At 60.1% G+C, this 13,577-nt stretch carries 10 protein-coding genes; all 10 read left to right on the top strand.

Translation table 11 applies throughout. The features are described 5' to 3' along the window. Positions 1 to 96 precede the first annotated feature (96 nt). The 10 genes from mdeB (at position 97) to AC3ISI_RS17685 (ending at position 13,518) form a co-directional block, all read left to right on the top strand. Positions 97 to 2,781, top strand: a complete 2,685-nt coding sequence (gene mdeB / locus AC3ISI_RS17730) for an alpha-ketoglutarate dehydrogenase (protein WP_489333109.1) — start codon at positions 97 to 99, stop codon at positions 2,779 to 2,781. Between the two features lie 85 nt (positions 2,782 to 2,866). After that, on the top strand, positions 2,867 to 4,165 hold the full coding sequence (locus tag AC3ISI_RS17725) for a dihydrolipoyllysine-residue acetyltransferase (protein ID WP_489333108.1): 1,299 nt from the start codon (positions 2,867 to 2,869) through the stop codon (positions 4,163 to 4,165). A gap of 10 nt (positions 4,166 to 4,175) precedes the next feature. After that, the gene (lpdA, locus tag AC3ISI_RS17720) at positions 4,176 to 5,969 is read left to right on the top strand and encodes a dihydrolipoyl dehydrogenase (RefSeq protein ID WP_489333107.1); all 1,794 of its coding nucleotides are present in this window, start codon (positions 4,176 to 4,178) and stop codon (positions 5,967 to 5,969) included. A 29-nt stretch (positions 5,970 to 5,998) separates the two neighbouring features. After that, positions 5,999 to 6,856 (top strand): HTD2 family dehydratase, encoded by an 858-nt coding sequence (locus tag AC3ISI_RS17715; protein WP_489333106.1) that lies wholly within the window; start codon positions 5,999 to 6,001, stop codon positions 6,854 to 6,856. Positions 6,857 to 6,963: 107 nt separating this feature from the next. Beyond that, the gene (locus tag AC3ISI_RS17710; protein WP_033049499.1) at positions 6,964 to 8,124 is read left to right on the top strand and encodes an acyl-CoA dehydrogenase family protein; all 1,161 of its coding nucleotides are present in this window, start codon (positions 6,964 to 6,966) and stop codon (positions 8,122 to 8,124) included. Positions 8,125 to 8,134: 10 nt separating this feature from the next. Then, the gene (locus AC3ISI_RS17705; protein WP_489333105.1) at positions 8,135 to 9,328 is read left to right on the top strand and encodes a CaiB/BaiF CoA transferase family protein; all 1,194 of its coding nucleotides are present in this window, start codon (positions 8,135 to 8,137) and stop codon (positions 9,326 to 9,328) included. Beyond that, positions 9,328 to 10,176, top strand: coding sequence for an HpcH/HpaI aldolase/citrate lyase family protein (locus AC3ISI_RS17700; protein ID WP_489333104.1), 849 nt, complete (start codon positions 9,328 to 9,330; stop codon positions 10,174 to 10,176). The genes AC3ISI_RS17705 and AC3ISI_RS17700 overlap by 1 nt, the downstream gene beginning before the upstream one ends. A 163-nt stretch (positions 10,177 to 10,339) precedes the next feature. Continuing rightward, positions 10,340 to 11,860 (top strand): 4-hydroxyphenylacetate 3-hydroxylase family protein, encoded by a 1,521-nt coding sequence (locus AC3ISI_RS17695; protein ID WP_489333103.1) that lies wholly within the window; start codon positions 10,340 to 10,342, stop codon positions 11,858 to 11,860. 74 nt (positions 11,861 to 11,934) lie between these two features. After that, positions 11,935 to 12,471 (top strand): carboxymuconolactone decarboxylase family protein, encoded by a 537-nt coding sequence (locus AC3ISI_RS17690; RefSeq protein WP_007947368.1) that lies wholly within the window; start codon positions 11,935 to 11,937, stop codon positions 12,469 to 12,471. Between the two features lie 21 nt (positions 12,472 to 12,492). Next, on the top strand, positions 12,493 to 13,518 hold the full coding sequence (locus AC3ISI_RS17685) for a VOC family protein (protein WP_489333102.1): 1,026 nt from the start codon (positions 12,493 to 12,495) through the stop codon (positions 13,516 to 13,518). Positions 13,519 to 13,577 lie beyond the last annotated feature (59 nt).

The raw sequence follows: 13,577 nt of genomic DNA, 5'->3' as shown, positions 1-13,577 counted from the left end.
CTCAATCAGTGCTGAAACTTAAGTAATGAAGCTTAGTACGGCGGCACGTTCTGTCGGTTCATCTCTAAGCAAACAACAATAAGAGTGGAGGCAGACATGAGTTCGCTAAATGAAAGCACTGGGTCAATGGCATCGGCGGATAGTGACCGGGATGAAACGCAGGAGTGGCTGGAGTCGCTGGAGGCCGTCGTACGCGATGGCGGTTCCGAGCGAGGCCAGTTCCTGCTTAAACAGTTAGAGCAACACGCAAGAGCACTTGGCATCACCTCGCATGTGCACCCGTACTCGGCGTATCGGAACACAATTCCGATTGAAAGGCAGGGTCCCTATCCAGGAGACCTTGCTGTCGAGGAACGGATTACTTCGATCATTCGTTGGAATGCATTGGCCATGGTGGTGCGCGCAAACCAGGCCTACGGAGATCTGGGTGGGCATATCGCAAGTTATGCATCTGCCGCCGAAATCTTTGAGGTCGGCTTTAACCACTTCTTCCGTGCCCGGGATGAAAATCACGGCGGCGATCTAGTGTTTTACCAGCCGCATTCGGCACCTGGCGTCTACGCCCGTGCGTTCCTTGAGGGACGACTGTCCGAAGAGCAACTTGCTAACTACCGCCAGGAAGTCGGGGGCAATGGGCTGAGTTCTTATCCGCACCCTTGGTTGATGCCTGACTTCTGGCAGTTCCCGACCGGATCGATGGGCATTGGCCCCATCAGTGCTGTCTATCAAGCGCGTTATATGCGCTACCTCGAAAACCGTAATCTTGCCGATACCAGCGAGCGTCATGTCTGGGGGGTATTTGGTGACGGTGAAATGGATGAGCCAGAGTCGATTGCGGGGCTCACCCTTGCCGCGCGGGAAAAACTCGACAACCTCACCTTTATCGTCAATTGCAACTTGCAGCGTCTGGATGGACCGGTTCGTGGCAACGGCCAGGTCATTCAAGAAATCGAGGCGCTGTTTACCGGTGCCGGCTGGAATGTGGTCAAGGTCATCTGGGGATCGGACTGGGACCCGTTGTTCGCACGGGACACCAACCATGCCCTGTTGCAGCGCTTTGCTCAGACCGTAGATGGCCAATACCAGACGCTCGGTTCCAAGGACGGTGCCTACAACCTGCTGCACTTCTTCCAACAGGATCCAGAGGTCAAGGAGCTGGTCTCGCATATGTCCGATGCCGAGATTGATGCTCTCAAGCGCGGCGGTCACGATTTCCGCAAGTTGCATGCAGCGTTCGCCGCTGCCAAAGCGCACAAGGGACGGCCGACCGTCATCCTGGCCAAAACCAAGAAAGGTTACGGCATGGGCGGCGCCGGCGAATCGCGCATGACCTCGCACCAGGCGAAGAAGCTGGATATCGACGCACTCAAGGCGTTCCGCGATCGGTTCGCGCTGCCACTGTCGGACGATGATGTGGCGCAACTGCGCTTCTATCGCCCGGCTGAAGACAGTCAGGAGATGCGATATCTGCGTGAGCGCAGAGCAGCGTTGGGCGGCTACATGCCTAAGCGGCAAAAAGGTAACGAGCACGTCGCTGTGCCAGCCTTGGCTGACTACGCTCGTTTCGCGTTCGAGGCCGACGGCAAAGAGATGTCCACCACGATGGCCGTGGTACGGATGCTCGGTGGCTTGCTCAAAGACAAAGAGCTGGGGCCACGCGTCGTTCCTATCGTTGCGGACGAAGCCCGTACCTTCGGTATGGCCAACCTGTTTCGCCAGATCGGTATCTACTCGCCGCTGGGGCAGCTTTACGAGCCAGAAGATGCAGGCTCGATGCTGTATTACCGTGAAGCCCGCGATGGCCAGCTGTTGGAGGAGGGCATTACTGAAGCGGGCGCACTGTCTTCCTGGGTGGCTGCCGCGACCTCCTACAGCGTACACGGTAAACCGATGCTGCCGTTCTACATCTACTACTCGATGTTCGGTTTTCAGCGCGTCGGCGATTTGATATGGGCAGCGGCTGATCAACGTGCCCGCGGCTTCTTGCTGGGCGCCACCGCAGGGCGTACGACCCTGGGTGGAGAAGGGCTGCAGCATCAGGATGGCAGTAGCCATGTAGTGGCTGCGACCGTGCCCAACTGCCGCGCCTATGACCCGGCTTTCGCGGGCGAACTCGCGGTGATTGTCGACCATGGCATGCGCCAGATGATGGAACGGGATGTCGATGAGTTCTATTACATCACCGTGATGAACGAGAACTACGCCCAGCCTTCGTTGCCGGCCGGCGTCGAGGATCAAGTCATTCGCGGCATGTATCGCTACGCCGTGACGGATGCAGCGTCATCCCGTGGCGCGGTCCGCTTGCTGGGCAGCGGGACCATCCTGCGCGAAGTGATCGCAGCGTCCGAATTGCTGGCGGCCGACTGGCAGGTATCGAGCGAGGTGTGGAGCGTCACCAGCTTCAGCGAGCTGGCTCGGGAAGCGCGGGAAGTGGAACGACACAATCGCCTGAACCCGGCAGATCCTGAGCAAGTCAGCCACCTTTGCGCCTCCCTCGCCGGCGATGCGCCAGTGATTGTCGCCTCCGACTACGTTCGCGCCTGGCCGCAACTGATCGCCAGCTATGTCGATGCGCGCTTCATTGCCCTGGGTACCGACGGATTTGGCCGCAGTGATACCCGTGCCGCCTTGCGCAGCTTCTTTGAAGTCGATCGTCACCAGGTGGTCCTGGCGGCTCTGGACGGTTTGGTGCGTGACGGCAGTTTGCCGCGTCAGGTGCTGGCAGAAGCCATCGAGCGCTACGGCCTGAAAGGTGATCGTCCGGCTCCGTGGACGCGCTAACAGGTTTTCTCTTCGCATGCGCTCGATGAGCGCTCCTTCCGTTGCGTGAACCCGCAACGGATCTATTTCTGGGCGACGGTAAGTCATGAGTGAAATCAGAGAGATTCATGTCCCTGACATCGGGGACTTCAAAGACCTCCCGGTGATCGAGGTGTTGGTCAAGCCGGGCGATAAAGTGGCGTTCGATGACCCTTTGTTGACCCTGGAATCGGACAAGGCATCGATGGACGTACCGAGCCCAGGTGCCGGCACCGTTGTGTCGGTGACGATCAAGGAGGGCGATCGGGTTTCCAAAGGCAGTTCGATTCTCACTTTGCAGATGGCCGTTGATGAAACGCTTCCTGCTCAAAGTGCCGAGAACAGCACTGTGGTGGCTGATGTAGCCGTGAGTAAGCCAGATTCGAATCCACCGCCCTCAGTCGTCGTGATGCCCGTTGCGCCAGCGGTGAGTACATCTGGCCCGAAACCACACGCCAGTCCTTCAGTGCGCAGCTATGCGCGAAAACTGGGTGTGGACGTCACTCGAGTGGCGGCCACCGGCAAGGGCAGGCGAATGCTTCGTGAGGATGTCGAACGCTTCGTCAAGGACGCCCTGGTTCGCCTCGACAGTCCTGTACTTCGGGCCGACAACTCAGGCGGACTCAACCTGCTGCCTTGGCCAGACATCGATTTTGCCAAATTCGGCACTGTCGAGAAGGTCGCGCTGTCGCGTATCAAGAAAATCTCCGGCGCTAACCTCTCGCGTAACTGGGTGAAGATTCCCCACGTCACCAACAGCGAAGAAGCGGATATCACCGGGCTTGAAGCGTTTCGCGTCCAGCTCAACACCGAAGGCGGCAAGGACGCGATCAAGTACACCATGCTGGCTTTCCTGATCAAGGCCGCGGTCGCCAGCCTGAAAGCCTTCCCGCAGTTCAATAGCTCGTTGGGCAACGAAGACGGCGAGCCGATCCTGATCCTGAAGCAGTACTACCACATTGGTTTTGCTGCTGACACGCCAAACGGGCTGGTTGTGCCGGTGATTCGCGATGCCGATCAAAAAGGCATCGGCCAGATCGCCACAGAATGTGGAGAGTTGGCGCGCAAAGCACGGGACGGCAAGTTGGGCCCCGCGGACATGACGGGTGGAACCTTCACCGTTTCCAGTCTCGGTGGAATTGGCGGTACCGGTTTTACGCCGATTATCAATGCGCCTGAAGTGGCGATCCTTGGCGTCACTCGCGCGCAAATCAGGCCGGTTTGGGATGGTAATTCATTTGCCCCCCGCCTGATTCTGCCCCTGGCACTTTCCTGGGATCACCGTGTCGTGGATGGCGCGGCGGCGGCACGTTTCCTCCAGCATTTGGCGGCTCTGTTGGCTGATTTCCGTCGAATTACTCTTTGAGGGAGAGCACATGAGTCAGGTTATTGAAGTGAAGATGCCAGGCATCGGCGATGCCGCCGCCATGCCGGTGATTGAGGTGCTGGTCAAAGTCGGCGATGTGGTGGCTGTCGATGACGCCATCTGCACGCTGGAATCCGACAAGGCGACGATGGATGTGCCTTCTTCAGCCGCCGGTGTGGTCAAGGAAGTGCTGGTCAAGGTCGGCGAGAACGTGGCCGAAGGCGCGGTGTTGTTGACGCTGGAGTTGAATGATGTTGCAGCCCGGCCTTTGCCATCAGCAATAGCAGCTTCATCGCCGGCGTCGGTGCCAGCAGTGACTTCAACCGGCTCCCGCAACGCTGATCTGGAGTGCGACGTGCTCGTTTTGGGGGGTGGCCCTGGCGGTTACTCCGCTGCGTTTCGCTCAGCCGATCTGGGCCAGAAAACCATCGTGGTGGAGCGCTATGCTTCGCTGGGTGGTGTGTGCCTGAACGTTGGCTGCATCCCCTCCAAAGCGTTGCTGCATATCGCTTCGGTGATGGAGGAAGTCACGCATTTGGCACCACTGGGTATCGACTTTGGCGCAGGCCAGGTGGATATCGACAAGTTGCGCGTTCACAAAGAATCGGTGGTCAACAAGCTGACTGGCGGGCTCGCCGGGATGGCAAAGGGCCGCAAAGTTGAGGTCGTGCGCGGCTTCGGGCGCTTCCTCGATCCGCACCATATCGAGGTCGCACTCTGTTCGGGTTCCGGCCAGAAACAGACAGGTGAAAAGCAGGTCATTCGCTTCAAACAGTGCGTGATTGCCGCCGGCAGCCAAGCAGTCAAGCTGCCCTTTATGCCGCAGGATCCGCGCATCGTCGACTCCACCGGTGCCCTGGAACTCAGGGCGGTGCCCAAGCGCATGTTGGTAGTGGGCGGCGGGATTATCGGGCTGGAGATGGCAACCGTCTATTCAGCCCTTGGCGCACGCATCGATGTGGTCGAGATGCTTGACGGCTTGATGCAAGGGCCTGATCGCGATTTGGTCAAGGTCTGGGAAAAGCACAACAGCCACCGTTTCGATCACGTGATGTTGAAAACCCGCACGGTGAAAGCCGAGTCCAGCGAGCAGGGCATTTGGGTGACATTCGAGGGTGAAAAAGCCCCCTCCGAGCCGCAATGCTATGACCTGGTATTGGTCGCTGTCGGCCGCAAACCCAATGGCGACCAAATCGATGCCGACAAGGCGGGTATCAACGTCGGTGAGCGTGGGTTCATCTCCGTGGACAAGCAAATGCGCACCAACGTACCGCACATCTTCGCGATCGGCGACATCGTTGGCCAGCCCATGCTTGCTCACAAAGCGGTCCATGAAGGGCATGTCGCCGCTGAAGTGGCAGCAGGTGAAGCCTTGAACAATTCAGAGCTTGCTCGCAGCCGTTTTGATGCGTTGCAGATTCCGGGCGTTGCCTACACCAACCCAGAAGTTGCCTGGGCCGGACTTACTCAGCAAGAAGCCAAGGACAAAGGTATCAAAGTCGAGGCCGCGGTTTTCCCGTGGGCCGCGTCTGGACGCGCGATTGCCAATGGCCGAGATGAAGGCTTCACCAAGCTTTTGTTTGATGCAGAAACTCATCGGGTGGTCGGCGGAGGCATCGTCGGCACTGGTGCGGGCGATCTGATCAGCGAGGTGTGCCTGGCCATCGAAATGGGCGCCGATGCCGTGGATATCGGCAAGACCATCCATCCTCATCCGACTTTGGGTGAGACCGTGGGGATGGCGGCGGAAGTCGCCCATGGCAGTTGCACCGACTTGCCGGCGGCACGTCGCAAAGAAGCCTGATAACAGAACACGTGGCGCAGGAGACGAGAATGAACGGTTGCAACAAGACAAGCACAGTTGACTTGACCCAATGGGTGGGCCGAGGGGAACTGCGTGCCGACCGCATCGATCAACGTATTGTCCAGGCGCTGGCCGCCACGCTTGATCTGGATCCCGATGGTTTGGAAGTGGGTGCCGATTTGCCGCCCCTGTGGCACTGGGTGTACTTCACGCCCAACGCCCGGGCCAGCGAAATCGGCATCGACGGCCATCCGAAACGCGGTGGTTTCCTGCCGCCGGTGGACCTGCCCAACCGTATGTGGGCAGGCGGCCGCCTGAGTTTCGAGCAGCCACTGCGGGTCGGCGAGGCCGTTACCAGGATTTCCCGCATTGCACACTGTGAACGCAAAACCGGACGCAATGGCGAGTTGGTGTTCGTGACCGTGGAGCACACGGTCTCCGGTGAGCGTGGTGTCTGCCTGGTTGAGGAACAGGACATCGTCTACCGCCAGCCAGCGCCGAAAGGTGCGCCCCTGGCCGGCGCGCCAGTCGAGGGCTGTGCCGAGTTTCGCCAGTCCGTTCATCCCGACCCGGTCTTGCTGTTCCGTTACTCGGCGCTGACGTTCAACAGCCACCGCATTCACTACGACCAGCCCTACGCGGCCGAGGTAGAAGGCTACCCGGGTCTCGTCGTGCAGGGGCCGCTGGCCGCCACGCTGCTGCTCGAAGCCTTTCGGACCCGACATCCGGCCAAACGCATTCGACACTTTGCGTTCCGTGGGGTCGGTCCGCTTTTCGATACGACGGATTTTGATCTGTGCGGCCAGATTACCGGCCCGGACAGCGCCGACTTGTGGACGGAATGCGCTGGCCGGCTGGCGATGAAGGCTGAAGTCACCTTCGACTGACCGGCCAACCAACCAAAACGATTCAACAAAAGGTGCCTCTGTGCAGAGGTGCCAAGGGCACTGCTGTGCCGCAATTGCCTCAGACATGACAGGAAACCGCCATGACCATGCTCTATACGCCTGACGAACACCAGGAAATCCGTGACGCCGTACGTGCCCTGTGCAGCGAGTTTCCGGACGAATACCACCGCAAAATCGACGAACAGCGCGCCTACCCTGAAGCATTTGTCGACGCGCTGATCGGCGCCGGCTGGCTCTCCGCGATGATCCCCGAGGAGTACGGCGGCTCCGGCCTGGGCCTCACCGAGGCGTCGGTGATCATGGAGGAGATCAACCGCTCGGGCGGTAACTCCGGCGCGGTGCATGGCCAGATGTACAACATGAGCACGCTGCTGCGTAACGGCAGCCAAGCGCAAAAGGAAAAGTACCTGCCGAGGATTGCCTCAGGCGAGTTGCGCATCCAGTCCATGGCGGTGACTGAGCCGACTACCGGCACCGACACCACCAAGATTAAGACCAATGCGGTCAAGAAGGACGGTCGCTATGTTGTGAACGGCCAAAAGGTATGGATCTCGCGGGTACAGCATTCCGACCTGATGATCCTGCTCGCGCGCACCACGCCCCTGACCGAAGTGAAGAGAAAGTCCGAGGGCATGTCGATTTTTATCGTCGACCTCAAGGACTCGATCGGCAAGGGTCTTACCGTGCAGCCGATCCCCAACATGGTCAACCATGAGACCAACGAGTTGTTCTTCGACAGCCTGGAGATCCCTGAGGAAAACCTGATTGGCGAGGAGGGTAAGGGTTTCAAATACATCCTTGACGGGCTCAACGCTGAGCGCACCTTGATTGCCGCCGAATGCATCGGCGACGGTTACTGGTTCATGGAGCGCGCCGTCAAGTACGCCAACGAGCGCGTGGTGTTCGACCGCCCGATCGGGCAAAACCAAGGGGTGCAATTCCCGATCGCCGATGCCTTCATCGAGATCGAAGCGGCCAATTTGATGCGCTTCAAGGCGTGCCAGCTGTTCGACGCCAACCAAGCCTGTGGTGCCCAGGCCAACATGGCCAAGTACCTGGCGGCCAAGGCTTCGTGGGAGGCGGCCAACGTGTGCATGCAAACCCACGGCGGTTTCGGCTTCGCCAACGAATACGACATCGAGCGCAAGTTCCGTGAGACGCGCCTGTACCAGGTCGCGCCGATCTCCACCAACTTGATCTACTCCTACGTCGCCGAGCACTTGCTCGGACTGCCGCGCTCTTTCTGAGGACTCCGCCATGGCTAATACCAAACCGGTACTTGCGCTCGAAGGCATCACGGTGGTCTCGCTCGAACACGCGATCGCAGCCCCTCTGGCGACGCGTCATCTGGCCGATCTGGGGGCTCGCGTGATCAAGGTCGAGCGCCCTGGCAGCGGCGATTTTGCCCGCGCCTATGACGCCCGTGTCGATGGCCTTGCCTCGCATTTCGTCTGGGTTAACCGTTCGAAAGAAAGCCTTGCCCTTGACCTGAAGCAACCCGAGGCACAGGAGATTTTAATGAAGCTCCTGTCCGAGGCCGATGTGCTGGTGCAGAATCTCGCCCCCGGCGCGGCCGCCCGCCTGGGGCTGTCGTTCGAAGCGCTCGCGCCGAAAAACCCGAAGCTGATTGTGTGCGACATCTCAGGGTACGGCGAGGGCGGTCCGTATACCGAGAAGAAGGCCTATGACTTGCTGATTCAGAGCGAGGCGGGCTTCCTGTCGATCACCGGTACTCCCGAGGAGCAGGTCAAGTCCGGCATCTCGATCGCCGACATCGCGGCTGGTATGTATGCCTACACGAATATTCTCAGCGCGCTGATTGAACGTGGCAAAACCGGGCGTGGCCGCCGCATAGAGATTGCGATGATTGACGCGATGGTCGAGTGGATGGGCTTCCCGATGTACTACGCCTACGAGGGTCAGGAGCCGCCGCGGCGCACCGGTGCGTCCCACGCAACCATTTACCCCTATGGGCCGTTCCGCGCCGGCGACGGCCGCACCGTCATGCTCGGCGTGCAGAACGAGCGTGAGTGGGCTGTGTTCTGCGAAAAGTTGCTGGGCGACGCAGCACTCGCCACTGATGAAAGGTTTGCCAGCAACGCACGACGCACCGCCAACCGTGATGCCTTGAGCACACTGATCGAGCAGAGCTTCGCCAGTATCACCGCCGAAGAAGTCATGGCCCGCCTCGATGCAGCCGACATTGCCAATGCGAACGTCAGCACGATGGGCGACATCTGGAGCCATCCACAACTCGAGGCGCGCAAGCGCTGGACGAGCGTGGATACGCCCGCAGGACCCGTGCCCGCGCTGCAACCGCCGGGAATGGGCGGTGATCATCCCGCCCGTATGGGCCCTGTGCCGGCACTGGGTGAGCATACCGCTGCGATTCTTCGCGAACTTGGCTACATAAACCGCGCCGATGAACTGGACGAAAGGAAGGTGGTGTGATGGCTATCCGAAATTTGAATCTTGGGCGCGCGCGAACCTTCCTCTTCGTTCCCGCTAACCGCTCCGAACGCGTTGCCAAGGCGTTGGCCAGCGGTACCGACGTGGTGGTCGTCGATCTCGAGGACGCGGTAGCACCTGCCGACAAGCCCGCCGCGCGCCTGGCCTTGCTGGCCTGGCTGGATGCCAACCCCGATGAGCGGGTCACCGTGAGGATCAACGCCGCAGACACGACGTGGCATGAAGATGACCTAGCGGCCTGTCGCCACACCGGCATCGCCGCCGTGATGCTGCCCAAGGCGGACAGCGCCGCGCAGGTCGAACACGTCCATGGCGCCAGCGGCAAACCGGTGCTGTGCATTATCGAAACCGTGCAGGGCATTGATGCGTTGGCGCATATCGCCGGTGCGCCGGGTTGCGCCCGTTTGATGTTCGGCAAGCTGGATCTGGCTGTCGAGCTCGATCTGATACCCGACGAGTCAGACCCTGAAGAGCTGGTGTTCCTGCCATGGCGCGCAATGCTGGTACTCGCGAGTAAACGGGCACGACTGCCTGCGCCGGTCGACGGGGTGTTCACCGCGATCGGTGACCCGCCAGGCTTGGCTCGGTACGCCGCGCGTGCGCGTCGTCATGGGTTCAGTGGCCAGTTGCTGATCCATCCCAGTCAGGTGACCGAGGCCGCTGCGGCATTCACGCCCTCGGCGCAGGATATCGATTGGGCGCAGGCCGTTTGCCGCCTGGCTGACGCGGCCGGAGGCGGCGTGGTGGTGCTGGAGGGCCGCATGATCGATGCGCCGGTCATGGCGCGGGCGGCAAACATTCTCGCCTTGGCAGCCGAGTTTGGCCTCTGAGCTGTCGGCTCTTTTCCATTTTGGAACAGCTCTTCGTCCAATTCACAAATTCTTAAAACCTGCCCATCTCAATACTATCGAGGCGTGGAAACAGCAGCCGAATTTTACTTGCGGCGGTCATCCCCGCCTCAGGCCAAACGTTTCAAATGCAGGAGCATTACCCATGGAAAATAACGCAAACAAAAAAACGCCTGCCATGAGTGGAGCACGAACAGGAGTGCGCAGCGGAGCCGACTATATCGACTCTCTCAAAGACGGTCGCTCGGTCTGGATTGATGGCGAGCGCATCAAGGATGTGACGGTTGATCGCCGGTTCCGTGGCGCGGTCCAATCCATCGCCGATCTTTATGACATTCAGTGCGATCCAGCCTTGCAGGACAAGATGACCTTTGTCTCGCCGACTTCCGGCGCGCGCGTCGGGCGCTCGTTCATGCTGCCGCGCTCTGCCGAGGACCTGCGCCTGCGCCGGGACATGATGAAGACCTGGATGGACGCCGTGGGCGGCATGATGGGACGCACCCCGGACTTCCTCAACGTGATGGTCAGCGCCCATGCCTCGGCCCATGAACTGTTTGCCTCCGGTGGCGCACAGTTCGGCCAGAACATCCTGAAATACCATGAGTTCATCCGCGAAAACGACCTGGCGCTGACCCACTCGCTGGTGTCGCCGGACATCGATAAGCGCCTGCAGATGTTCGAGCAGCCAGGCGATATGGTGATGCGCGTCGTGCGCGAATCCGATGCCGGCATCTATGTTTCCGGCGCGCGTTCGGTGGCTACCCTCGGCCCATTGGCCAACGAAGTATTGATCATGCCGGCGGCGGCGAAATTCCCGCTGGTGGCCGATGCCGAGGCCTATGCGGTCGGATTTGCCTGTCCCATCGACACCCCCGGGATGAAGATGATCTGCCGCCCCTCGTTCCCTACCACAGGCCGCTTTGCCAACGACCCGCTCTCGGCGCGGATGGATGAGATGGACGCCGTTCTGTGGTTTGACGAAGCGTTCATTCCGTGGGAACGCGTGTTCATGTACCGCAGCATCAAGGCCGTAGAGTCGGCGATGAAGTCGCCTTCCGGCCCCCATGGTTCACACCAGTCGGCCACTCGCTCGCTGGCGAAAATGGAGTTCCTGCTTGGCATTGCCTACAACCTGACGGAAGTGAACCACAGCCGTTTCCCAAACGTGATGGTTCAACTGTCCGAACTGGTGGCCTATGTGGAAACCTTGCGCGCCCTGATTCGCGTAGCCGAAATCGACTGCATTCCAGGCCCTGGCGGCACCGTTGTGCCTTATGAACAGCCGCTCAATGTAGTGCGTGCCCAGTACCCGGCAATGCATGCCCGGGCCCTGGAGATTCTCCAACTGCTCGGCGCCGGTAACGTGGTGGTTGCGCCAACAGTCGAGGACCTCCACAGCGAGAACGGTCCGGCCATCGAACGTTACTGCGCCGGCGCCGACATTCCCGCCGAACGCAAGATGCAGCTGTTGCGCCTGGCCTGGGATGCTTCCTGCTCGTCCTTCGCCGGACGGCAGAATCTCTACGAGAAGTTCTTCTCCGGCGACCCATGGCGCAATGCGCAGATGCGCGGCGAGCGCTATCCGGGTGCCCGCGAGGCGCAGGACCGGGTGTGGGCGTTCCTTGATCGTAATGGTGAGTGGGACCAGCGCATCAACGGCCAGTAATCCGAGGGTGCCGCAGCCGTTGTAATAGCCACGCTGCGGCAGCCGACATCGAATAATAATGTGCGGAGTTCCTTATGCCTCGTATTCACCTGCCAACCCCGGACGAAGAACCCGAAGCATTTGCAGTGCTGCGGGAAAAGCGCGGTCATGCCCCCAACGCGCAGATCTTTCGAACCCTGGCCATCTGCCCAGACATCCTCGAAGTGTTCATTCCCATGGCTGACGCCGTTCGCCAGGGCCAGGGCATCGATCCCAAATTGCGCGAGATGGCCATCGTGATGGCGTGCCAGACCATGGGCACGAATTACGAACACGATCCTCATTGGAATCGGGCCATCAAGGAAGGCGTCTCGAAGGAGCAAATGCTTGCGCTTTGGGATTTTGAAAAGAGCCCGCTGTTCTCCGAGCTCGAGAAGGCGGTCCTGCGCCTGGCACGGGATGCGACCCGGGCGCCAGCGCAGGTCAGTACCGGGGTCTGGGAAGATGTTTACCACCGACTCGGCCCAAAGCAGAGCGTCGCGCTGCTGTTCAATATTGGTTGGTACAACATGACCGGTCGGTTGACTGGCCCCCTCGAATTGAGCAACGAGGCCGATTTCACTCGGCTCTGAATAGACACCAGGAGACTTAACATGCCACTGCCAAAACCCGTCTACTACCCACCGTTCAACATCACCCGCTCGAGCCACGCGGTTATCACCTCGCGCGACCTGGAAGCCAGCCGCGATTTTTACGAGCAAGTGATTGGCCTGGTCCTGACCGAACGCGATGCCGACACCCTCTATTTCCGCGGTCTGGAGGAAGTGTGCCACCACAGCCTAGTGATCAAGCGCAAGAACGACAACCATGAAGCCGAAGCGATCGGCTTTCGCGTTTACACCGAAGAGGAGCTGGATAAGGCGGAACACTTCTACCGCTCCAAAGGCCTGCCCGCGCGCTGGATCGAAGTGCCACACCAGGGTCGCACGCTACTGGTCAACGACCCTGCCGGAACCCCGGTGCAGCTCTGCGCCACCATGACCACCACGCCCCGTGTGTACACGCAGTTCCAGGACTTCAAGGGCGGCGCGGCGATGCGCTTCGACCACTATCAGATCCAGGTTCCGAATGTGCAGGAACAGACCGACTTCTATGCAGAAATGGGTTTCCGCATTTCCGAATACATGGCCCTGGACGAGAAGTTGATTGCGACGTTCATGTTCCGCAAACCGGGCACCCAGGACATCGTTTTCCTGGAAAATCCGGGCCCGCGTTTGCATCACTTTGCCTACACCGTGTCCGATTCCCACAGCATCCTGCGCGCCTGCGATATCGCCGGCAATCTGGGCATGGGCGATGTGGTGGAGCGGGGGCCTGGCCGGCATGGCCCGGCGGGTGTGTTGTTCGTTTATCTGCGCGATCCCGATGGCCATCGCGTGGAGTTGTTCTGTGATCACTATCTGCTGATCGATATCGAGGTCGAGCCTGTCGCCTGGGATGTGCGCAAGCCCGGCTTGTCCTTGCGCTGGGGCCTGCCACCCCAGGAAGCCTGGTTCAACGAGACCACTGCGTTCAGCGGTATTGCGACCAAGGAGCTGGATCACGAACGCGGCCCGCTGGTGACGCTGGAAACCTACCTGGCGGACAAAGCCCGGGTCAGGGCCGCCAGCAACAAGTAGTAGCGCCGGGGGCCACTTCGGTGGCCCTTCGCAGCGCGGCGGTATTGATAACAAGAAGA

It is taken from the genome of Pseudomonas sp. GL_139_B (genome assembly GCF_057834475.1).
The sequence above is the reverse complement of the archived record's forward strand: the minus strand, read 5'-3'. Positions and strand labels throughout refer to the sequence as shown.